This window comes from Mesorhizobium sp. B2-8-5 (genome assembly GCF_006440675.2).
GTDB lineage: Bacteria > Pseudomonadota > Alphaproteobacteria > Rhizobiales > Rhizobiaceae > Mesorhizobium.
The window spans coordinates 3,168,053-3,191,859 of record NZ_CP083951.1 but is presented as its reverse complement, the minus strand read 5'-3'; the positions used below and the strand labels follow the sequence as shown (position 1 = coordinate 3,191,859).

The window sequence follows — 23,807 nt, the reverse complement described above, 5'->3', positions numbered from 1 at the left end:
AAGCGCTTTGTTTTCATGCATGTCGTTATCGCAAAACCGCTGCACACTTTTGCGCGACATGCATTAGACTAGTGACGCCTTGTCGTGTCCTTCGGCTTTGAAACACCGGTTTCCGATGTCTCGTCGCGGACTTCGTGACGACGGGCTCGCAAGACGGCGTCATTCTCCTCGATGGCCTCTCCGGTCGCATCGGCTTCGGCACTGGCCTTCTTGCCCCGTGGACGCTTCGGCGGCGAAGCCGCAAATCCCGGGCCTTCGCCGTGCGGCGCATCTTCGGGCACGCCCTCATGCGCGGCATGCTCCTTGTCGAACTTGATGACCGGCTCCATCTTCGCCAGCACGTCGTCGGCAAGCCAGCACAGACTCATATGGCCGTCGCCGAGATTCTTCACCGGCGGCACCTTGGTCTCGCACAGATTGTCCGGCACCAGTTTCTTGTAGCCGCAACGCGTCTGGAACGGGCAGCCGGTCGGCGGGTTCATCGCCGACGGGATGTCGCCTTCGAGCACGATGTGCTTCTTGACCACGCTCGTGTCGGCGATCGGGATCGCCGAGAGCAGCGCCTCGGTATAGGGGTGGTAAGGCGGCGAGAAGATCTGGTCGGTCGTCCCTTGCTCGACGATATAGCCGAGATACATGACGACGACGCGGTCGGCGATGTAGCGCACCACCGACAGATCGTGGCTGATGAACAGCATCGTCGTCTTGTTCTTGCGCTGGATATCCATCAGCAATTCGGTCACCGCCGCCTGCACCGAGACATCGAGCGCCGAGACTGGCTCGTCGGCCACCACCACCTTGGCGTCGCCGGCAAAGGCGCGCGCCACGCCGATGCGCTGCTTCTGGCCGCCCGACAGCTGGCGTGGCTTGCGGGTCTCGAAGGCGCGCGGCAGCTTCACCAGGTCGAGCAGCTCCAGCATGCGCTGGCGCCGCTCGGCGACATTCTTGCCGACCTTGAACTTCTCCAGCGTGCGGATGATCTGCGAGCCGACGCTGTGGCTGGGGTTCAGCGTGTCGAACGGGTTCTGGAACACCATCTGGATCGAAGACACGGTCTCGACATTGCGGCTCTCGATGCCGGTCGACTGGATCTCCTTGTTGCCCAGCGTCACCGTGCCGGAACTGGCGGTCTCCAGTCCCAGAAGCACCTTGGCGAGTGTCGACTTGCCGCAGCCGGATTCGCCGACGATCGCAACCGTCTCGGATTCGCGCGCGGTGAACGAGATCGTTTCGTTGGCCTTGACGACGCGGCCTTCGCTGGAGCCGAACACCTCGCTGCCGCCAACCCTGTAGTATTTCTTGAGATCGTCGATCTTGAGCACCGGCGCGCCGGGCTCGACCTTTTCGTTGACCTTCTTGGCGCCGGGCGGCAGCGCCTCCCAGTCGATCTCGTTGAACCGCACGCAACGCGAGAAATGCCCCTCATGGCCGTCGACCGGGATCATCGGGATTTCCGCGGCGTTGCAGACGCCCTCGACGAAATGGTGGCAGCGCGGCCCGAAATTGCAACCCTTCGGCCGCTCGTGCGGCAGCGGCAATTGGCCGGGGATGGAAATCAGCGGCCGCGAATTCTTGTCGGCGCCGGGCAGCGGGATCGAGCGGAACAACCCTTGCGTATAGGGATGGCGCATCCGGTCGAACACATCCTCGATCTTGCCGGTCTCGACCGCCTCGCCGGAATACATCACCGTGATCTTATCGCAGGTCTCGAGGATGAGACCGAGATTGTGCGACACGAAGATCATCGAGGTGCCGAACTTCTCGCCGAGCCCCTTGACCAGCTCGACGATGCCAGCCTCGACGGTGACGTCTAGCGCCGTCGTCGGCTCGTCGAGCAGCAAGAGCGCCGGCTTGGACAGCAGCGCCATGGCGATGACGATGCGTTGCTGCTGGCCGCCCGACAGCTGGTGCGGATAGGAGCGCATCATGCGCTCGGGATCGGGCAGCCTCACTGCCCGCACCATCTCCAGCGCGCGATTATGCGCCTCTTCCTTCGACACCTTGTCGTGGATCAGCGGCACTTCCATCAGTTGCTGGCCGATTTTCATCGCCGGATTGAGGCTCGCCATCGGCTCCTGGTAGATCATGGCGATCTTGTTGCCGCGGATGGAGCGCAGCTCTTCCTCGGAGAGCTCGCCCATGTCCTTGCCCTGGAACTTGATCTTGCCGCCGACGATCTTTCCGATGTTGGAAAGGTCGCGCATGATGCCGAGCGACACGGTCGACTTGCCGCAGCCGGATTCGCCGACGATGCCCATCGCCTCGCCGGGCATGACCGTGCAGGAAAAATCCATCACGGCCGGGATCTCGCCCTTGCGGGTGAAGAAGGAGATCGAGAGGTTCTCGATCTCGATGATCGGCCCATTGGTCGGCTTGCCTGGATCTCGAACTGCCTCGTTCATGGGTCGCTCCAATCCTTGGTTCTTGGAAGATGGGGCCGAAAGCCCCGCCATCAATCCTTCATCGACTGTTCACGCAGCGAATCCGCCAACAGGTTCAGCCCCAGCACGAACGACATCAATGCGATCGTCGGCGGCAACGCCGGGTGGATGAAGGAACGCAAGAGGCGGCTGGCGTCCTTGATCGCGGTGCCCCAGTCGGGGCTCTCCGGCGCCAGGCCCAGGCCGAAATAGCCGAGCGTTCCGAGCAGGATCGTCGTGTAGCCGATACGCAGGCAGGCATCGACGATCAGCGGACCGCGCGCATTGGGCAGGATCTCCCACAGCATGATGTACCAGGGCGATTCACCGCGCGTCTGCGCCGCCGCAACATAGTCGCGCGTCTTGATGTCCATGGTCAGACCGCGCACGATGCGGAACACGCCGGGGCTGGAAGCGAACACCACCGCCACGAAGATGTTGAGCTGGTTCGGATCGATGTGGACGATATGGAACGGATCCTTGTCGAAGACGAGGCCCGCATAGATCCAGCCGCCGACCACCAGCGTGATGCCAAGCAGTATATAGAGCCGATCCGGCCGGTTTTTGAACCGCGTCCAAAACAGGACGCTGAAGAAGATGATCGGGAACAGGAAGAACAATCCCGCCATCGCATAGGGGATCGGCGTGTCCATGATGCCCGGCGTCACCAGCAGGTAGAACAGAAGGATGACCGGGAAGGCCAGCACCAGATTGGCAAGGAACGACAGCAGCGTGTCGATCTTGCCGCCATAGTAGCCGGCCGGCAGGCCGAGCGTGATGCCGACCATCAGCGCGAAGCCGGTGGCGGCTGGCGCGATGATCAGCACGATCTGGCTGCCATAGACCATGCGCGAGAACACGTCGCGGGCAAGCTTGTCGCCACCGAAATAATAGACGAGCTTCGATGCCGGCTCGATCGCGCCGGGCAGCGTGTCCTTCATCACCGAGATCTGCGCCAACGGGTCGAAGGGCGAGATGGTCGAGGCGAAGATCGCCGTAAACAGCCAGAACAGGCAGATGAAGACGCCGGCGATGCCGACGCCGCTGTCGAAAAGCTGGCCGTAGAGGCCGAGGCGCTTCTTGTAGGTAAAGCTGGCGCCCATCACCAGGATGAGCCCGACCCACACCGGCCAGAACCGCCAGAGCACGCCGATAACCACGTCGAAGGCGCTGATATATTCCGTTTGCATCGGCCCTGCCCCTACTGAACCCTGATACGCGGATTGAGAAACGCGTAGCCGACATCGGAAATGAGCTGCGTGATCAGCACGATGAACACCGAGACCAGCGAGCAGCCGAGCAGCAGATCGATGTCGTTGTTGCCGGCGGCTTCGACCAGCGTGTAGCCAAAGCCCTGGTAGCGGAACATCACCTCGACGATGACGACGCCGGTGAGCAGCCACGGGAACTGCAGCATGATGACGGTGAAGGGTGCGATCAGCGCGTTGCGCAACGCATGCTTGATGACCACGCTGCTGAAGGACAGGCCCTTCAGCCGGGCGGTGCGGATATATTGCTGCGTCATCACCTCGACCATCGAGGCGCGTGTCATGCGCGCGATATAGCCGATGCCGTAGATCGCCAGCGTGATCACCGGCAGCGTGAAATTGTAGAAGGTGATGCCTTGGCTGGCGGATGCAGCCGAACCGTTCAGCCAGCCGAGCCAGGAGGCGAAGATGACGGTGAAGATGACGCCCGACACATATTCGGGCGTCGCCGTCGAGGCGATCGAGGCCACGGACAGCACACGGTCGGTGCGCGAGCCTTCGCGCATGCCGGCGAGAATGCCGATCAGCAGCGAGATCGGCACCATCACCGCCAGCACCCAGAACATCAGCAATCCGGTGGCGCCGAGGGCCGGGAAAAGCTTGGCCCCGACCGTCGTCTTGAACTTGGTCGAGCAACCGAAATCGCCCTGCAGAACGCCGGAGAATGTCGGTTCGATCGGGTCGTTGCAGAAGGAGAAGCGTTGCGTCGTCTTGCCGGTCGCCGGATCGGTGATCGGATGCTTCGGCAGGACGCCCAGCCACTGGCCGTAGCGCACGAAGAAATTCTGCCGGTAGCCATGGTTGACCAGCCAGCTTTCAAGCTGGTCGGCGGGCGTGTGCATCTCGGTCTGGCTGATCGCCAGTTTCTTGAGATTGGGCTCGAGATTGACGAGAAAGAACACGACCAGCGTCAGGCACAGCATCGTGAGCAGTATGGTGCCGATGCGTCTGGCGATGAATGAGAACATGCGCGCCCCCTGCCGGCCGGGTTGGGGTCAGATAGGCTCAACCCTGTTTCGAAAAGCGGATGAGGCCCCGCCACCGCCGCAGGATATGCAGCGGCGACGAAGCTTGAGATACGAGGGGCCGCGGCCCCTCGTATTCATCGCGCCATGGATCACGCCTGGTCGAGCCAGACCTTGCCGAAGTCGTGCTCGTAGGTGGGGTGCATCGAGTGGTTCTTCACCTCGGGCTTTATGTTGATGTAGAGCTTGCGCCAGTAAGGCTGGATGATGATGCCGGAATCCTGCAGCGTCTGCTCGATGTCCTTCATCACAACCTTGCGCTTCTCCGCATCGGCGATGCCGAGCGCCTCGTTCACCTTCTTGTCGAAGTCCGGGTTGGCGTAAGCGGTCTCGTTCCAGGCTTCGCCGGAGCGGTAGGCGATGGCGATGACCTGGATGCCCAGCGGACGCATGTTCCAGTTGGTTTCCGAGAACGGATACTTCGTCCAGTCGTTCCAGAAGGTCGAGCTCGGCAGCACGGTGCGCTTCACCTTGATGCCGGCCTCGCGCAGTTGGGCCGCGATCGCGTCCGTGGTGTTCTTGTGGTAGTCCTCGTCGTTGCTGATCAGCTCGTGCTCGAAATCGATCGCGCCGGCTTCCGTCAGCATCTGCTTGGCCTTGGCGATGTCGCGCTTGACCTCCGGCAGCTTGACATACTCCGGATGGATCGGCGCGACATGGTGGTTTTCGGCCGGCGTGCCGGCATTGCCATAGCCGAGCTGCAGCACGGTGGCGTTGTCTACGGCAAGCAACATCGCCTGACGAACCTTCTGGTCGTCATAGGGCTTCTTGGTGACGTTGAAGCGAGACACAACCGTGGCTGCCGTCACGACTTCCGAAACCGGCGCGCCGACATCCGCGATGATCTTGATGTAGTCGGCGGTGGTTTCGTGGTTGGTCTGGACTTCACCCGACTCGAAAGCCGAGACGGTCGCCGCCGGATCGGTGCCGTAATCGATGAATTCGACGCCGTCGAGGAAGGCCTCGCCCTGCCACCACTTGCCGGTCTCGCGACGCTTGTAGACCACCTTCTGGCCGACGTCGTAGGAGACCAGCTCGAACGGACCGGTGCCGATCGGGCAGTTCTTGAAGTTGGCACCCTTCTCGTCGAAGGTCTTGTGCACGACCAGCGCCGGGTAGTCGCACAGATTCGGGATGATGGCGATGTCGGGCTTGGACAGCTTGAGCTTGACCGTCATGTCGTCGACCTTGACGACGGAGCCGTCGCGCAGCTTCTTGGTCGTGTCGTCGACGAGGCTGCCGAGGCGGCCAGGCATCGAATTGCCTTCCGCGCCCTTATCGGCCCAGCGGGTGAAATTGTAGATCACGTCGTCGGCGGTGAACTTGTCGCCATTGTTCCACTCGACGCCCGGCCGCACATGCAGCGTATATTCTGTGGCGTCGTCATTGATGTCCCAGCTCGCCAGCAGGTACGGCGCGAAGGTGTATTCCTTGGTGTATTTCACCAGCGGCTCGAGCGCTTGGCGCTCGGCATTGGAGATTTCGGACCAGTCGGCGGTGCGCGGATCCTTCGGATCCTTGATCGACATCGCGACCTTGATCACGCCGCCCTTCTTGCCCTGCACGTCCTCGGCCCGGGCCGGGGTAGGCGCGGCGAGGCCGAGCATGCCATAGGCCATTGCCGTCGATGCGCCGAAGACGCTTGCCAAAGCCAGAAACTCGCGGCGGTCCACGCCGCCCGATTTGGCGTCTTCGGCCATTTTCAGGATGTGATCCGGAACACGGTCACCATTGCTCTTGTAGATTGCCATGACTTACTCCCATTGTTGGCTTTCCGCCTTGTAACATTCCGCATCCAAGCCGTGATGTCAAAACACGGTGTGAAGTGGGAACATGTTAGGGAATGTGCATCTTTGGTTGCAATACGGTTCGCGCGATAGCGACAGTCTTGACGCAAATTTGTTAGCGTGAGGCGGATTTTCCCAAAATTCGTCGCGGGCGATTAAATCAATACATTTTATGAGGATTAGGGGCTCTGTGGCCGTGGCGAGCGGCCGCTTCGACTGGCCTTGGAAGGGCCGCGCAGCCTCAATATTCGCGTTCGTAGAAGACGCCGCCCTTTGCTTCGCCGGCGTCATTGGCCTCGCCGCGCAGCTTCACGCCGCGGCCGACATTGAGGTCGATCGTGGCCTTGCCGGAGCCAGGTTTGTCGCCCTTCTGTATGGTCACATAGGTGCGGTCGTTGAGGTACTTGCCGGCCGAAACCGCGGTGCCGCCCTTCTCGTCCGTCGTCACGTCGAGATCGTCGACACCGATGGCGCTCTGCAGGTTCTCGAGCAGCGACGTCGATCCGCCGACGCCAGCCAGCTGCGCGGCGGCGCTCGCAAGCTGCGCGATCTGCAGCGGCGACAGTTTGGACATGGATTGGCCAAAGATGAGCTGCGCCATCACCTCGTCCTGGGGCAGCGCCGGCACGGAGGAGAAGGTGAACTTCGGATTGGTCGCCTCGCCCGACACGAGGATCGTGACCGTGGCGCTGCTCGTCGTCGTGGTCGCCGTCATGTTGAGATAGGGCACCAGCGAACCCTGGAACCCGATCGTGCCCTCGGTGAAGGTCAGCCGCTTGGAGAGGATGATCAGCCGTCCGCGCTGCAGGGTGAAAGTGCCGACCGCCTGCGGCGCCGAGGCAGGGCCCGTCAACTTCAGCGAGCCGCCGAGTTCGGCATCGACGCCCCTGCCCTGGATGAAGATCTGGTTCGGCGCGTTGACCGTCACGTCGAGCGTCAGGCCGCTGCCGCCGTTGCTGCTGCCGCTGGACGTCGCCGGACGCAGCGCCTTGTCCTGTGCCCGCACCGAAGCCGGCGCGTTCTTGTGCTTGACATCCAGCGCCGAAAGCGAGCCCGGCAGCTTTTCCGGGACGGTGATGACCGTCCTTGCCAGGTTGATCGTGCCGGCGATCACCGGCGCCGAGACGAGCGGGCCCTTGACGGTCAGGTCGCCGCCGAGATTGGCGGTCACCACCCGGCCGTCGGTGTAGCGGCCGTCGGTGAGCTTGACCGACAGATCGGCCGGAAAACCTTGCGCCGGCGTGATGCCCACCGTGCCGCTCGCCGACAGGTTGCCGCGCGTCGACAGCTTTCCGGTCAAGCGGTTGATCTTGGCGACGCCGCCGCCAATCGCGACGTCGGCAGCGATATCGTTGACCGCCAGGCCGGAGCGGGCATCGATAAGGCGCGAGCCGGATGTCGTGACTTTGCCGCTGATCACCGGCGCGGATGCAGGGCCACGCACCTGCACATCGACATTGGCGGTGCCGTTGAGCGCCAGACCTTGAGCGGCGAGCTTGGCGGCAAGGAAGGAAAAAGGCACCTTGCCGTTGAAGTCGAGCGCCAAGGTGGGCGTGCCTGCCGTCGCAACCGTGCCGCCACCCTTAAGGCCGAGGCCGGCGCCGTCGCTGATGTTGGCGTCGAAGGCGAGCTTGTTGCCGGCGAAAGTTCCCGACGACGACACATTCATGCCGCCGAGGCCTGCGCTGCGTGTCTGCAGGGTCTGCACGCCGGCGGCATCGATCTTGAAGGCGACCGAGGGGGTCGAAGGCTGGCCGGTGACCTTGACCGTGCCCGAGATCGAGCCGGCCGCGTCGAGACCCGGCGAAAAGCTGTTGGCGAGCGAGATCGGCACCCTCGCCAGGTTGGCGTTGATGTCGAGTGCCTGCGCGACCTTGCCCGTCACCGTCGCCGTGCCGCCGCCGAGATTGAGCACCAGCCGGTCGAGCGTCGTCACGCCGTTGGCGATAGTGATCGTCGAGGCCTGCGCGATCGCGGCCTTGATGCCCTGCACGGTCGCCTGGCCAGAGGCGAGCTCGACGGTCGTCGTGCCGTTGGCGACCTTCACGCGGCCGGCGGCTTTGGCCGGGATGTTCTTGACGGTGGCGCCGCCGGAAAAACCGGTCCAGTCGCCGTCGCGCTTGAGATCGACATCGATGCCGGTGATGGCGGTGCCGCCGGACGTCACGCTCTCGGCGCGCACCGTGCCGGCAATGACGGGTGCTGCCATATAGTTCGCGATCTGCGCGTCGATGGCGACATTCCTGGCCGAGAGATCGCCGCGCTTGATCTCCGAGGTGTTCGCCTTGACCGCGACGTTGGGTCCGTTGGCCGCCTTGGTGAAAGCGATCGTGCCACGCACATTGCCCTCGGCCTTTTCCAGGGCCAGCGCGGCGAGCGGCCCGATATCGGGCAGGTCGAGCGAAACGGTGCCGACCGGCACGAAGGCATCGTCGAGGATGAGGTCGCCGGAGATCTTGTTCGGACCGAGCGACAGCAGAAGCCCGTTGATCGCGCGGCTGCCATTGGTCGTGGCGAGCACCGCGCTGCCCTCGAGGTTTTGTCCGGCGACGTTGCCGGTGAGCTGTACATTGGCCGCCGGATTGGCGGCGTCGGCCTTGCCGGTGGCCGTCAGCTTCAATCCGGTGATCTCGCGCGCCGCCACCGAAAGCCGGTCGCTGCTCACCGTCATCGACAGGTCGGGCGCGGTAACCAGGCCTTGCGCATTCAGGGCAAAGGCAATGGCGCCCTTGGCGTCTTTCGAGAGCCCTGAAACGTCGTTCAACGCGCCTCTGATCCCGGCGGCCAGCTTGCTGTCGGCAAGGCTCGCCTGGCCATCGGCGGTGAGCGCGCCCGAATTCAGCTTCAGCCCGTCGACATTGACATTGCCATTGGCATCGCGCTTCAGCGAGGCGCTCAACGCAGCGCTCTCGCCAAGCATGCCGCGTACCGCCGCCGGCAAGGCTGAAGAGGCGACATTGGCGTTCATATTGAGGTAGACCGAACCGTCGCCCAGCGATATCCGGCCGGCGACCTGGCTGTTGAGCGCATCGCTTCTCAAGGAGCCGCTGTCGACGGCAACGGCATCGGTCGTCAGGCGGCCATTGACCTTGGCCGTGACCTTGCCGGCGATCAGCGGCGCGATCGTCGGATTGTCGAGGCCAATCCTGTCCACCGACACCGTGCCGGAAACCTGACCTGCCCGCCCCTTGAGGTCGAAGGCATCCGAATGCAGCGCCAGGATGAGGCCGTCGACCGTCGCCTGGCTGGCGGCAATGGAAGGCAGGATCGCGGACACATCGAGCCGTGCTTGCGTGCTCTCGCCCGCCATCCTCGCCGACAAGGACTGGACCGCGATCTTGATCGGGCTTTGGGCGCTGCCGACCGTCAACGGCAAGCTGGGTCCGGATGAGGTAAGGTCGAGGGAGAAATCGCTGGCGCCGTTGGGGTTGAGGGTGCCGGCGGCCTTGCCCGAAATCCCTTGGCCCGAAAGGGTGGCGTGGTCGAGGGCCACGCCGCCCGCCAGCGTGTAGCTGCCGGCGGCATCCAGATCCAACGGCCCGAGCCCCGCCTGTCGGGTCTGGCTGGTTTCGGCGCCCGCCACCTTCGCGTTGAACTGAACGTCGGGGCTGGACGACGGACCCGTGACGTGCGCCGTGCCCTCCACCGTTCCCGCCCCGTCGAGGCCGGGCACGAAATCATTGGCGAGCGCCACCGGCAGGTCGGCGAGGCTTGCCGTCAGGTCGAGGGTCTGGCCGGCGCTGCCGGAAACGGTCGCCGAACCGCCGCCGAGATTGAGCGCGAGCTTCTCGATAGAGGTCACGCCGTTGGCGATGGACAGGCTGGAAGGTTCGGCGATGGCCGCCTTGATGCCGCGCACCGTCGCCTCGCCGGAGGCGATTTCCACGCTTGTCGTGCCGTTGGCGATCTTCACACGCCCGGTGGCGGTGGCCGGAATGCCGGACGCCGTCGCGCCTCCGGTAAAGTTCGTCCAGTCGCTGTCGCGCTTCAAATCGATGCCGATGCCGCTGATGACCGTGCTGCCGGAACTGACGCTGTCGGCCTTGATGGTGCCCGAGATCGCCGGCCCCTTGAGGTAGTTGGCGATCAGCGCGTTGACGGTGATCGTCTTTGCCGCCAGCTCGCCGCGCGCGATCGACGTGCTGGCCGCATTGATGGTGACGGTCGGGGCCTCGCCCTCCTTGGCAAAGGCGACGGTGCCGTTGATGTCGCCGGTGGCGCTCTGATTTGCGAGTGCCGCAAGTGGTCCGATGTCGGGCACGGCAAGCGTCAGCGTGCCGAGCGGCAGGAACTTGTCGTCGAGCGCGAGATCGCCCGAGACCTTGTTGTCGCCGAGCGCCAGGCTGAGACCCCTGATCGAGCGCTTGCCGTCGGCCGTCACCAGCGAGGCTGCGATGTCTAGCGCCTGGCCCTCGGCGCTGCCGGTCAGCAAGATTTCGGCGGACGGGTTGGCGATGTCGGCCTTGCCCTTGGCCGAGAGCTTGATGTCCTTCACCGTGCGGCCGGCGGCCGTCAGGCTGGCGCTGTCTGCTGAAACGGAGAAATCCGGCGCCCAGCGCGGACCGCTCGTGGTCAGCGCGAAATTGACCCCGCCTGCGAGCGGGGTGCCAGCGAGCGACGACAGCGGCGAGACGTCGCCCAACGTGCCCTTGATGCTGGCCTGGATGTCCGAGCCCTGCATGCTGCCGGTGCCGCTGGCGCTGAGCGAGCCGGAGCTGATCTCCAGCGAGTTGGCGGCGAACGCGCCCTGCGGGTCGCGGGTCGCGGTCGCGGAAAACTTCACCCGCTCGCCGAGCAGCGAGCTGATCTGCGGCGGCAATGCCTTCGAGACGGCGTCGGCATTCATCTTCAGCGTCATCGACAGATCGGCCAGCGCCACATTTGCCGTCAGCGCCGCATTGAGCGCATCGCTACGCAAGGTGCCCTTGTCGATGGTCACGGTCTCGCGGCTGATCGTGCCGGAAAGATCCGCGGCGAGCTTGCCGGTCACCAGCGGCGCCAGCGTCGCCACATCCGTCTTCAGGCCGGCGGCCGCGAGCTTGATGCTGACCGGACCGCTACGGTTCCCGATATCGAAGCCGTCGGAATGGATCTCGCCCGTAATATTGTTGAGCTGGGTCCCGCCGACGGCCACCGAGGTAAGCGACGTGCCGATATCGACCATCGGCGCCTTGCCGTCGCCAAAGGCGCGCACCGTTACCTTTTCGACGGCGACCAGGATCGGTGCAGCGCTGTTGCCGACATCGACAGTGACCGGCTTGTCCTTGGCGGAGAGCTCGACGGCGAGGTCGCTGGCGCCCTTCGGATCGAGATTGCCGGTCGCGGTGCCGTGCACCGCATCGCTCTCTATGGTCGCGCGCTCGATTTCGACCCCGCCCGACATGGTCGCTGTTCCGGCTAGGTCGAAGTTCGTCTTGCCGGCAAAAAGCGCCTTTATCTTCTCCGGCAGGAAGCCTTCGAACTGGCCGTCGCCCTTGGCCTCGATGCGGTGGCCCTTGTCGGTGAGTTGGTGCCGGCCGGTCAACTGGCTGACGATCCGTCCGTCGACCATGAAGGTGCCGACGCCGCTCCAGTTGGCTAAAGGTCCGCTGCCGGAAACCACGATGTTGATGGGCGGCGCATCCGGCAGCTTGAGCAAATTGGCGATGATGCCGCCGGCCGGCTCCGACGCCTTGAGATCGAGGTCGAGCTTGTTGTCGGCCGGCGCAAAGTGGATCTTGGCGTCGACATTGCCTTGCCTGCCGTCATGGCGGCTGACGTTGAGCACGCTTTCGATCGCCAGCGGCGACGGATCGGCCTTGAGCGAACCCTTGGCGGCCAGTTCGGCGATGCCGCTGCCGGCAAGCTCCTGGCCAAGCGCGATCTCCGGCAGGTCGATCTGCTTCACATCGATCGACACCGGCAGGCTGGACGAGCCGCCTTGCGACGGCTGCTGGCTCGGCTGCGGCAGCCGCGCCAGTTCGATGCGCCCGGCGGCAAAGCGGTCGGCATCGAAATTCCAGGAGAGCAGCGCCGTCGGCGACCAGTCGAGCGCCACTTTGCGCGCCACCATCCAGGGGCCGGCGCGGTCTTCCAACACGACGTGGTCCACCCTGAGCGCGCCCGACCAGATGCCTTCGATGCCGCTGACCGTCACCTTGCGGTCCTCATTCGAAGCCATCTTCGATACCAAGCCGGCGAGATTCTGCCGGCCTCCTTCGGTGCCGGTCAGAACGACAAGCGCGCCGATCGCCACCACGAGCAGCACAAGCAGCGCGTAGAGGCAGATGCGGAGGATGCGCCAGACCATCTTCATCGTCAGAACGCCTGGCCGATGCCGGCATAGATGCCGAAATGCGGATCGCCCGGATCGCGGTTGAGCGGCACGGCAGCGTCGATGCGCAACGGCCCGAAGGGAGTAATATAGCGCAGGCCGACGCCGGCGCCGACCTTCACATTCGAGAAATCGGGGAAGGATTTGGTCGAGACCGTGCCGGCATCGACGAACGGGACAATGCCGATCGTGTCGGTGACGCCGATGCGCATCTCGACCGAGGTTTCGAAGAAGGAGAGACCGCCGATCGGCTGGCCGTCGATATCCTTCGGGCCGATGCCCTGGTAGGAATAGCCGCGCACCGAGCCGCCGCCGCCGGAATAGAACCGCCGGTCGGCGGGCACGTTCTGCAGCCCGGTGCCGACGATCGAGCCGAGCGTCGCGCGTTCGGCGAGCACGAAGCGGCTTGCCGTGTCGAGCGACTGGTAGGTGTAGCCCTCGCCCTTCAGCTTGAGGAAGGTCGCGCCGTTCAATATGTCGTAGCTCGGCTCGGCATAGGCGAGGAAGCGGAACCCCCTGGTCGGGTTGAGCTTGTTGTCGCGGCTGTCATAGACATATTGCAGCGGCACGCTGGCGATCAGATAGGTATGCTTGCCGAAGGCGTCGGTGATCTTCGAATAATCGAGGTCGAATTCGGCCGAGACCCGCTGCTTCTTGTCGAGGTCGTAGGAAACGCCGACGTCGCCCTTGACCGAGAAATGATCATAGGCATCGGGGTGCTCGAACACCGTCTTGATGCCGGTGAAGAATTTCGACGTCGGCCCGAGCACGCCGGGCTTCTCGAACATGACGCCGGCATTGTAGTTGAGCGCGGAAATGCTGTTGCTGCCGATGCCGCTGATCGAGCCGTCGATACGCAGCTTCTCCGCCTGTCCGAACAGGTTGCGGTGTCCCCAATAGCCTTCGAGCCCGAGGCCTTCCGTATTCGAGAACGTGCCGCCGAGGCCGAAATAGCGTGGCTTGCGCTCGCTCACCTGGACATCGATCGGGATGTTGCCGTTGGCGTCGAGGTTGTCGCCTTCCTTGATGGTCACGCTGTTGAAGACTTCGAGCCCGAGCAGCCGGTCGCGGGCATCGTCGATCTCCTGCGGCGAATATTGCTGGCCTCGCTTCAACCCGGTCATGTATTCGGTGAAGTCGCGATCGACCTTTTCCGTGCCCTCGACCGTCGTATCGCCATAGCCGGCGACCGGACCGGCCGCCACCGTCAGCGTCACGTCCAGCGTCGAGGTGGCGTGCTCGGCGACGATCTCGCGGTCCGTCACGTTGGCAAGCGGCCTGCCCTCTTCCTTCAGCGCCCGCACGATCAGCGCTTCGGCCTTGAGCACCGCGCCGGAGCCGGCATCGCCGCCGGCAATCAGGCCGAAATCGGCTGCCGCCAATCCCGCCGCATCACCCTTCAGCCGGATGTTGCCCAACGTGAATTTCGCTCCAGGGGAAACCGTGACCACCACCGGAATGGGCTGCGGCCCCTTGAACTCCGCATCCGGCGGCAACTCGTCGATCGACTTGCCGTCGATCGTGATGGTGACCACGCCCTCGTAGCGGGCATCGGCGTATAGGGCGGCGACCAGTTGTTCGCGGTCGCCGCGCGCCTTGGCCATCAGGCCGAGCGATCCCGACACCGGATGGTCCTCGTCGTTTTTCAGCGCCGAGGCATTTTCGAGCTTCTTGACCAGATCCTTGTCGGCGTCAGGCGCATTGATCGTCACCGAGTAGCGCAGCGGATCGACGACATCGGCATCCTCGTCCTTGGACGAACCCCAAAGCTTGATGCCGAAAATCTCGAAAGCCGCCACCTGCCGTACCTCCGCGGCCAGCATGGTCGAGCAGATGAGCGCGAAAAGCAGGGCGCGCGGAAGCCCGCGCCCTGGCGCGTACCCTCCTGACATCTGCGTTTCATGCGCCGGCATTAAGACAACCTAGTCGACAAAACTAAAATTGGAATGAAGTTCCGCAACGTTCGTAAAGGGGCCACAATCCAATTGTCTGAAATAGACTGGGCTTGGAATTCACACCTTTTGCGATTCCGCAAGAAAGTGTGATCCGTCTCACAGAGGTTCTGTCGAAATACCGGCCTTTGGCCGGCATGGAAACCGTTCGCGGGTGATAAACCTGCGGCGTTCCGGCGTTGACAAGCCTGCACGAAGCTTGATCATGCCCGGACGCTGGCGATGTCTGGAGGGTGGTATGGCAATGCGCGCGGCTCGTGGTCTCTCTTTCCTTCTCCTTGTCTTTTTCGCCTTCAGCGGCACGGCGCTTGCGGCCGAAGCCCGGCGAATCGTGACGACCGACAATTCCGACTATTTTGGCTTCGACCTGAGGTCGGAGCAGAATGTCAGCCTTGACCAGTGCAAGACCACGTGCCTCGGCGACCCGGCCTGCCGTGCCTTCACCTACAACACCAAGGCCAAATGGTGTTTTCTCAAATCCGACTATAACCAGTTGAAATCCTTCACCGGCGCCGTCGCTGGCAAGGTCGCGAATGTCGATGGCGACCCGGATATCGGCGCCCCGCCGGCCTTGGCCTTCTTCCCGAACTGGATGGCCGACCAGGCCCAGCAGTTCCGCAACCACCTGACCGATCCGGCCTATGACAAGCCGACCGAAGGGCTTGCTGCCCTGCAGGCGGCCGCCGAGCAGGCAGCACTTATCGGCGACCATCGCCTTGCCATGCAGAAATACCAGGCGGCCGTCTCCGTCCTGCCCGATGACGGCGCGCTGTGGCGGGCGCTGGCGCGCGAGATACTCGCCGTGGAGCCGGCCTCGAACACCACCGAACCCTCGACGTTCCCGATGAACGCCACCTCGGCGGCCTTCAACGCCTACAAGCTGGTGCGCACCGCAAAGACCCGCGCCGAGGCGCTGGCCCTGCTCGGCGCCGGCCTCGACAAGCGCGATCTGTACCGGCCGTCGCTGCAGGCCTATGAGGCGAGCCTTGCGCTGGTGAGTTCGCCCGCCGTCCAGGCCGACTATGCCGACCTCAAGGCGCGCAAGGGTTTTCGCGTCATCGAGCACACCGTCGATGCCGATTCCTCCTCGCCGCGCATCTGCGCCCAGTTTTCCGAGGAACTGGTCAAGACCGGCGTCGACTATGCGCAGTTCGTGACCGTCGACAACGCCGCGCCCAAGGCCGTCGAGGCCAAGGACAAGCAGATCTGCGTCGAAGGCTTGGAGCACGGCCAGCATTATGACGTAACCTTCCGCGCCGGCCTGCCGGCAGCGATCGGCGAGACGATCGCTGCGCCCGTCGTGCTGTCGATCTACGTCCAGGACCGCGCTCCCTCCGCCCGCTTCACCGGCGACAGCTTCGTGTTGCCGGCCGGCGCGCGCCGCGGCGTTCCGGTCGTCACCGTCAACATGAACGCCGCCAAGATGACGCTCTACCGCATCGGCGATCGTTCGCTGGCGCAGCTTCTGTCCGGTTATCAGTTCCTGCATCAGCTCGACGGCTATGATATCTCCACCATTTCCGACCAGATGGGCGCGCCCGTCTGGTCGGGCACGCTCGATATCGCCAATGATCTCAACAAGGAGGTTACCACTTCGTTTCCGGTGGACGAGGCGATCCCGCAGCGCAAGCCCGGCGTCTATGTGCTGACCGCGCAGCCGGCTGACGACAAGAGCGACGATTACAATTCACGCGCCACGCAGTGGTTCGTGGTCTCCGACATCGGCCTTTCCACCTATACCGGCCAGGACGGCCTCAACGTCTTTGCCCGTTCGCTGGGCTCGGCCAAGCCGATTTCCGGCGCCGAACTGACGTTGCTTGCCAAGAACAACGAGATACTCGGCACGGCGACCACCGATGCCGAGGGCCACGCCGTTTTCAATCCTGGCCTCACCCGCGGCGAAAACGGCATGGTGCCGGCCGTGCTGATGGCCAAGCAGGGCGACAACGACTTCGTTTTCCTCGACATGGGCAAGGCCGGCTTCGATCTTTCGGATCGCGGCGTCGAGGGGCGTGCCTCGCCAGGCGCGCTCGACGTCTATGCCTGGACGGAGCGCGGCATCTACCGCGCCGGCGAGGACGTTCACGTCGCCGCCCTTGCCCGCGACGGCGCCGCCAAGGCGGTCGAGAACCTGCCGCTGACCTTCATCTTCACGCGTCCCGACGGCGTCGAGAGCCGCCGTGTCATCAGCAATGGCGAGTCCGCCGGCGGCCACGCTGTCGACCTGCCGCTCGAGGCCAACGCCATGCGCGGCACCTGGACGGTGTCGATCTACACCGATCCCAAGCAGGCGCCGGTCGCCAGCCAGATGTTCCTGGTCGAGGATTTCGTGCCGGATCGCATCGAATTCGACCTGACCGCCGACAAGAAGGAGATCGCCCAGGGCGAGACCGCCAACGCCACCGTCGACGGCCGCTTCCTTTACGGCGCGCCGGCCGCGGGCCTGGCGCTCGAAGGCGAGATGACTTTGTCGACTACGAGCAGCTGGGACAGCTTCAAGGACTTCACCTTCGGCCTGGCCGACGAGCAGTCGAGCGAGCCGACCGTGACGCCTCTCGCCAATCTTCCCGTCGTCGGCGACGACGGCAAGGCGACCTTCCCGGTCACTATCGACCAGTTGCCGTCGACCACCAAGCTGGTCAGCGCCAAGGTCACCGTGCGCATGCGCGAGGCCGGCGGCCGCGCCGTCGAGCGCTCGCTCGACATCGGCGTTCGCCCACAGCGCGACGTCATCGGCATTCGCCCGGATTTCGCGGATGATGAGGTGCCGCAAAGCGGCACGGCGAAGTTCAGCATCATCGCCGTCGACCCGAACGGCAAGCGCGAGGACCTGAAGGGCGCGCAGTGGTCGCTTGTCAAGGTCGAGCGGAACTATCAATGGTACCGTTCCAACAATTCCTGGAACTACGAGGCGGTGAACCTCACCAAGGCCGTAGCCAACGGCGCGGTCGACCTGAAGGCCGATGGCGAGGCGACGGTATCGCTGCCCGTCGACTGGGGCCGTTACCGGCTCGAGGTCGAGACCGCCGATCCCGACGGTCCGGCGACCAGCTATGAGTTCGACGCCGGCTGGTACGTCGCCTCGACCACCACCGAGACGCCAGACGGCCTGGAGATCGCCCTCGACGAGGATGCTTACGCCGCCGGCGAAGTCGCCAAGCTGAAGGTCTCGCCGCATTTTGCCGGCGAACTTCTGGTCACCATCGGCGCCGAGAAGCTTTTGAAGACGGTCACCGCTTCGGTGCCGGCCGGCGGCAGCACGGTCGACATCCCCGTCGGCGACGACTGGGGTGCCGGCGCCTATGTCACGGCGACCTTGTTCCGGCCCGGCGACGCGCAGGAATCGCGCATGCCGGCCCGCGCCATCGGCATCCAATGGCTGTCGGTCGATCCGGGCTCGAAGAAGCTGGCGGTCAGCTTGACGCCGCCGGAAAAGACCTTGCCGCGCCAGCAGCTGTCGATCCCGGTCGCCGTCAACGGCACCCAGGCCGGCAGCAATGCCTATGTGATGGTGGCTGCCGTCGATGTCGGCATCCTCAACCTCACCAATTACAAGGCGCCCGACCCTGAGGACTGGTTCTTCGGCCAGCGCATGCTGGGGCTGGAGATTCGCGACCTTTACGGACGCCTGATCGACGGCTCGCTCGGCACCATGGGCAAGATACGCACCGGCGGCGACGGAGCGAACATGCAGGCGCAAGGCAGCCCGCCGACCGAAAAGCTGGTCGCCTTCTTCTCCGGCCCGGTCGAGCTCGATGCCAACGGCAAGGCGCGCATCGACTTCGACATCCCGCAGTTTAACGGCACCGTGCGCGTCATGGCCGTCGCCTGGACGAAGGATGCGGTCGGCCATGCCCAGGCCGACGTCATCGTGCGCGATCCGGTGGTGATCACCGCCGGCCTGCCGCGCTTCCTGGCGCCGGGCGATGCGGCGACCATGCGCCTCGACATTGCCGACACCGATGGTCCGGCCGGCGACTATGCGCTGTCGGTCACCACGACCGGCGACCTTTCGACCGGCGACAAGCCGCTGCTCGAGAAGCTGACGCTCGCCCAGGGCAAGCGTCAGTCGCTCACTTTCCCGCTGGTCGCCAAGACCGCGGGCGACGCTTCCGTCACCGTCAAGCTCGCGCATGCCGGCGGCACTCAGGTCGAGCAGACGCTCTATCTGCCGGTGCGGCCGGCGCAGCTTCCGGTCACCAACCGCATGGTTGTCGACCTGAAGCCGCATGGCGGCTCGCTGCGGGTCGACAAGGAACTGCTTGCCGCAAGCGTGCTCGACGGCGCTTCGGTCAGCGTCGGCGTTTCGCAGTCGTCCGCGCTCGACGTGCCGTCGCTTCTGATGAGCCTCGACCGCTACCCCTATGGCTGCGCCGAGCAGACCACCAGCCGCGCGATGCCGCTGCTCTATGTCAACGACATGGCCAAGAGCATCGGCATGGAGAGCGATCCGGACCTGCACGGCCGCATCCAGGACGCGATCTACAAGGTGCTGTCCTATCAGGCGGCAAGCGGCAGCTTCGGCCTCTGGGGGCCGGGCTCCGGCGACCTGTGGCTCGACGCCTATGTCACCGGGTTCCTGACCCGGGCGCGCGAGGAGAAATACGATGTGCCCGCGCTGGCGATGAACCAGGCGCTGAACAACCTGCAGAACTCGCTGGGCTACGACCAGGACGTCCAGGACAAGGGCAGCGAGATCGCCTATGCGCTCTACGTGCTCGCCCGCAACAAGAAGGCCTCGATCGGCGACCTGCGCTACTACGCCGACACGCAGCTCGAAGCCTTCTCCAGCCCGATGGCGGTCGCTCAGTTGGCGGCGAGCCTGGCGCTCTACGGCGACACGCAGCGTTCGGAAGCCACCTTCCAGACGGCGCTGCGGCTGGCGCAATCGGAAACCGACTACGACTACTATCGCTCGGACTACGGCTCGCGGCTGCGCGACGGCGCGGCGATGCTGGCGCTGGCGGCGGAGTCGAAGCCGGTGCCGAGCATCATGCCGCAGTTGATCAAGCTGGTGGGCGTGGCGCGCGCCGATGCCCGCTGGACGAGCACGCAGGACGAATCGTGGATGCTGCTCGCCGCGCGAGCGCTGAAGGAAGGCAATGATTCCATCATGCTTTCCGTCAACGGCGCGCCGCATTCGGGCGGTTATTCAGACCAGGTCGCCGGCAGCGAGCTGGCCGACAGCCCGCTCACCATCGCCAACACCGGCGCGACGCCGCTGCAGGCGGTGGTCACCGCGGTCGCCGCGCCGGTCGAGCCGCTGCCGGCCGGCGGCGACGGCTTCACCATCGATCGCACCTACTACAGGCTCGACGGCACCGAGGCCAATGTCACCGAGGCCAGGCAGAACGAGCGCTATGTGGTCGTGCTCAAGGTCTACGAGCAGAACAAGTGGCCGTCGCGGCTCTTGATCACAGACCTGTTGCCGGCCGGCTTCGAGATCGACAATCCGAGCCTGGTTTCCAGCGCGCAATTGTCGAACTTCTCCTGGCTGGCGCAGACCGACGCCGCGCATCTGGAGTTCCGCGACGACCGCTTCGTCGCCGCCTTCAACCCGAACGAAGGCGACGGCGACCGCAACATCACGCTGGCCTATGTCGTGCGCGCCGTGACGCCGGGCACCTACGCCCATCCGGCTGCGACGGTGGAGGACATGTACCGGCCGCAATATTCGGCCCGCACCGCCACCGGCGTGATGGAGGTCAAGGCCGAGTAACGATGAAAAGGTCACCGATATCTCCCTTCACCCCGTCTCGGGACGGGGTGAAGGTGCCGGTTCACCCTCCGAAGCTGCAGCGTCGCTGCCGCGAAGGACGGGCGGGCAGATGAGGGGCGGCGCCGTGCTCTCCAGAAAAATCCTCAAACGAACCGCAATCGCAGGCCTTTGCCTCGCCGGATTCGCGGCGCTTTCGATCGCCGCGCTCTGGGAACTCGACCGCGCCTTTCCGCCGCCACTGCCGGCGAAGCTGACGGTCTCGACGGAGGTCCAGGATCGCGACGGCCAGTTGTTGCGCGCCTTCGCCACGCCGGACGGCTACTGGCGGCTTGAAACCCGCCTCGACCAGGTCGACCGGCAGTTCGTCGACATGCTGGTTACCTACGAAGACAAGCGCTTCTGGAATCACCGCGGCGTCGATCTGCTGGCGCTCTGCCGCGCAGCCGGCCAACTCGTCACCAGCGGCCACATCGTCTCCGGCGGCTCGACCTTGTCGATGCAGCTTGCCCGCCTGATCGAGCCCCGCGACAGCCGCAGCCTCGGTTCGAAGCTCAAGCAGATGCTGCGCGCCATCCAGATCGAGCGGCGGCTGTCCAAGCGGGAGATCCTCGAACGCTACCTGACGCTGGCGCCCTATGGCGGCAACCTCGAGGGCGTGCGCGCCGCTTCGCTCGCCTATTTCGGCAAGGAGCCGAAGCGGCTCACCGTGTCGGAGGCTGCCCTTCTCGTGGCGCTGCCGCAATTGCCGGAAAGGCGCCGGCCCGATCGCAATCTCGACATTGCCCACGCCGCGCGCGACCGCGTGCTCACCCGCATGGTCTCGGCCGGCGCGCTCGGCGAACGCGAAGCCGCGCGCGCCGCGCTGGACGATGTTTCCGGCCTGCGCCGCAAGCTACCGGCGCTGGCCGCGCATGCCTCCTATGCCATGCTGCCCAAGGCCGTGCCCGGCAAGCCGCTGCAGCTCACAATCCGCAAAAGCGTGCAGCAAGGGCTGGAACAGGTGGCAAGGGATGCCGCCAGGAAGCTCGGCCCGAAACTGTCGGTCGCCATGGTCATGGCCGATGCGCGCACTGGCGACATTCTCGGCGAGGTCGGCTCCGCGAATTTCTTCGATGCCAGCCGTTCCGGCTGGATCGACATGACCAAGGTGGTGCGCTCCCCTGGTTCGACGCTGAAGCCCTTCATATACGGCCTGGCCTTCGAGCAGGGGCTGGTTGCGCAGGAAACCATCATAGAGGACAGCCCGGCCGATTTTGGCGGCTACCGTCCGAAGAATTTCGACATGGGCTACCAGGGCGATGTCTCGATCCGCCAGGCACTGCAATTGTCGCTCAACGTGCCGGCGATCCGCGTGCTCGACGCCGTCGGTCCGGCACGGCTCACGGCGCGCTTCCGCCAGGCCGGCGTCAACCCGATCCTGCCGGTCGACGAGGCGCCGGGCCTGGCGATCGGGCTTGGCGGCGTCGGCGTGACCTTGCGCGACCTGGTGCAGCTCTATACCGGCCTCGCCAATGGCGGCAAGATGCATACGCTGCATGACGGCACCGAGCCGGCCGATGCGGAGCGCACCACCGCAACGATCCTCGACGACCAGGCCGCCTGGCAGATCAACGACATCCTGTCCGGCGTGAAGCCGCCGGAAGGCGCCATGCAGCGCGGCATCGCCTACAAGACCGGCACCTCCTACGGCTATCGCGACGCCTGGTCCGTCGGCTTCGACGGCCGCTACGTGCTGGGTGTGTGGGTTGGCCGCGCCGATGCCAGCCCCATCCCCGGCCTGTCGGGCTATGTCTCGGCAGCTCCGATCCTATTCGAAGGCTTCGTCCGTTCCGGCCTTGCCAGCGTGCCGCTGCCAAGCCGACCGCCGGGCGTCTTCAACCCCAAGCGCGAGGAACTGCCGGTGACGCTCGCCCGTTTCGGCCCCGGATCGGATGGGCTGGTGCAGGCCACCGCCACGGAACCGGCGCCGACCATCATCTTCCCGCCCAATGGCGCGCGCGTCGACCTCGGCACGAATTCCGCCGATGCCACGCCGCTGGTGCTGAAACTGCAAGGCGGCCGCGCGCCGTTCCGCTGGCTCGCCAACGGCAAGCCGCTCGCCGGCATCGACCGCCGCCGCACCGCGACCTGGCTACCGGACGGCACCGGCTATTCGACGCTGACCGTGATCGACGCGGCCGGACGCGCGGCGAGCGTGAAGGTGTTCGTCGAATAAGATGCGGCAAGCGATTCAGGGGATTGAGTTTCTCCGCCTGATATTCGGCGCGAGGCACCCCCCTCTGGCCTGCCGGCCATCTCCCCCGCAAGGGGGGAGATTATTCGCTTCGCGGCCTTCGCCAATCTTTGACGATGGCAGGAGAGGCGCGGCGCCGAAACTGCCAATCTCCCCCCTCGCGGGGGAGATGCCCTGCAGGGCAGAGAGGGGGGCCTCGCGCCGACCTTTGTCGGGAGCATTCTTCGCAGCGCTTGCGCTGGCGATCGCGAGCCCTCCCTCGGCTTACGCCGACCCCCTGCCCGCCGGCTTCGTCAGGCTCGCCGATATCGACCCGACCATCCGCCAGGATGTCCGCTACGCCGGCCTTGAAAACTTCCTGCACCGCAAGGCCGACGGCTATGACGCGCCGGTCTGCGTCCTGACCGCACAAGCGGCCAAGGCGTTGTCGACCGTCCAGAAAGCAATAGCCGCCAAAGGCCTGACGCTGGTCGTCTTCGACTGCTACCGCCCCGCGCGCGCCGTCGCCGACATGGGTAGATGGACAAGAGAGGGTGGCCAGCCCGATCCGCAATGGTATCCGACAGTCGAGCGCGGCGATCTCATCGCCAAAGGCTATATCGGCGAATTCTCCAGCCATTCTCGAGGCTCGACGGTGGACCTTGCTATCGCCGAGGCCGTCAATAAAAGCGAAGTTCATCCGGCCTGCGGTGCGCCGGACGGCGGCACGCTCGATTTCGGCACCGGTTTCGACTGCTTTGACCCAAAGAGCGAGACCGCCAGCGCCTTGATCGGCGCCGAAGCCACCGCAAACCGCAAAACCCTGCTGACCGCCATGCGCGCCGCCGGCTTTCGCAACTATGCGCGCGAATGGTGGCACTTCACGCTGGCCAAAGAGCCGTTCCCAAAACAGCGTTTCGATTTTCCGGTGACCGCGAACTAGAGCATGATCCCGAAAAGTGGGAACCGGTTTTCGGAGAAAGATCATGCTCCAACAAAGGGTTAGATCGTGACGGCGATTCAACGAAACGCCATCACGATCTAGCGCCGGCCTTGCCCGGCAGCCGGCTGCGCCTAGTTAGCCCCGACCGGCGAGGAAATGGACGCTGTC

At 64.8% G+C, this 23,807-nt stretch carries 9 protein-coding genes; 3 read left to right on the top strand and 6 right to left on the bottom strand.

Annotation, left to right across the window (positions count from 1 at the left end; genetic code table 11):
- Positions 1 to 68: 68 nt before the first annotated feature.
- The 6 genes from FJ430_RS15425 to FJ430_RS15400 all read right to left on the bottom strand — a co-directional run bounded on the left by FJ430_RS15425 (position 69) and on the right by FJ430_RS15400 (position 14,726).
- A complete protein-coding gene (locus FJ430_RS15425; RefSeq protein ID WP_140706465.1) occupies positions 69 to 2,402 on the bottom strand; it encodes an ABC transporter ATP-binding protein in 2,334 nt (777 codons plus the stop codon).
- Positions 2,403 to 2,452: 50 nt separating this feature from the next.
- Complete coding sequence (locus FJ430_RS15420) at positions 2,453 to 3,610, bottom strand: ABC transporter permease (protein WP_140646108.1); 1,158 nt, start codon at positions 3,608 to 3,610, stop codon at positions 2,453 to 2,455.
- 11 nt (positions 3,611 to 3,621) lie between these two features.
- Positions 3,622 to 4,656 carry an ABC transporter permease gene (locus tag FJ430_RS15415; protein WP_140646109.1) on the bottom strand — a complete coding sequence of 345 codons (1,035 nt, stop codon included), beginning with the start codon at positions 4,654 to 4,656 and terminating at the stop codon, positions 3,622 to 3,624.
- 149 nt (positions 4,657 to 4,805) lie between these two features.
- Positions 4,806 to 6,464: an ABC transporter substrate-binding protein gene (locus FJ430_RS15410; RefSeq protein ID WP_140659815.1), complete on the bottom strand. Its 1,659-nt coding sequence runs from the start codon at positions 6,462 to 6,464 to the stop codon at positions 4,806 to 4,808.
- A gap of 277 nt (positions 6,465 to 6,741) precedes the next feature.
- Complete coding sequence (locus tag FJ430_RS15405; protein ID WP_140706467.1) at positions 6,742 to 12,795, bottom strand: translocation/assembly module TamB domain-containing protein; 6,054 nt, start codon at positions 12,793 to 12,795, stop codon at positions 6,742 to 6,744.
- A gap of 2 nt (positions 12,796 to 12,797) precedes the next feature.
- Positions 12,798 to 14,726 (bottom strand): autotransporter assembly complex protein TamA, encoded by a 1,929-nt coding sequence (locus FJ430_RS15400; RefSeq protein ID WP_140706469.1) that lies wholly within the window; start codon positions 14,724 to 14,726, stop codon positions 12,798 to 12,800.
- A 277-nt stretch (positions 14,727 to 15,003) separates the two neighbouring features.
- Here FJ430_RS15400 and FJ430_RS15395 point away from each other — a divergent pair, with 277 nt between their 5' ends.
- The 3 genes from FJ430_RS15395 to FJ430_RS15385 all read left to right on the top strand — a co-directional run bounded on the left by FJ430_RS15395 (position 15,004) and on the right by FJ430_RS15385 (position 23,639).
- Positions 15,004 to 20,484 (top strand): alpha-2-macroglobulin family protein, encoded by a 5,481-nt coding sequence (locus tag FJ430_RS15395; protein ID WP_140706471.1) that lies wholly within the window; start codon positions 15,004 to 15,006, stop codon positions 20,482 to 20,484.
- A 109-nt stretch (positions 20,485 to 20,593) separates the two neighbouring features.
- Complete coding sequence (gene pbpC, locus FJ430_RS15390; protein WP_181175452.1) at positions 20,594 to 22,699, top strand: penicillin-binding protein 1C; 2,106 nt, start codon at positions 20,594 to 20,596, stop codon at positions 22,697 to 22,699.
- 226 nt (positions 22,700 to 22,925) lie between these two features.
- The gene (locus tag FJ430_RS15385) at positions 22,926 to 23,639 is read left to right on the top strand and encodes a M15 family metallopeptidase (RefSeq protein WP_226892204.1); all 714 of its coding nucleotides are present in this window, start codon (positions 22,926 to 22,928) and stop codon (positions 23,637 to 23,639) included.
- The last annotated feature ends 168 nt before the right edge of the window (positions 23,640 to 23,807 follow it).

Bases quoted from the DNA above. Each gene is read 5' to 3' on its own strand.
- FJ430_RS15395 (WP_140706471.1), top strand. From the start codon at position 15,004: ATGGCAATGCGCGCGGCTCGTGGTCTCTCTTTCCTTCTCCTTGTCTTT.
- FJ430_RS15415 (WP_140646109.1), bottom strand. From the start codon at position 4,656: ATGTTCTCATTCATCGCCAGACGCATCGGCACCATACTGCTCACGATG.
- pbpC (WP_181175452.1), top strand. From the start codon at position 20,594: ATGAGGGGCGGCGCCGTGCTCTCCAGAAAAATCCTCAAACGAACCGCA.
- FJ430_RS15410 (WP_140659815.1), bottom strand. From the start codon at position 6,464: ATGGCAATCTACAAGAGCAATGGTGACCGTGTTCCGGATCACATCCTG.
- FJ430_RS15420 (WP_140646108.1), bottom strand. From the start codon at position 3,610: ATGCAAACGGAATATATCAGCGCCTTCGACGTGGTTATCGGCGTGCTC.
- FJ430_RS15400 (WP_140706469.1), bottom strand. From the start codon at position 14,726: ATGCCGGCGCATGAAACGCAGATGTCAGGAGGGTACGCGCCAGGGCGC.
- FJ430_RS15425 (WP_140706465.1), bottom strand. From the start codon at position 2,402: ATGAACGAGGCAGTTCGAGATCCAGGCAAGCCGACCAATGGGCCGATC.
- FJ430_RS15405 (WP_140706467.1), bottom strand. From the start codon at position 12,795: ATGAAGATGGTCTGGCGCATCCTCCGCATCTGCCTCTACGCGCTGCTT.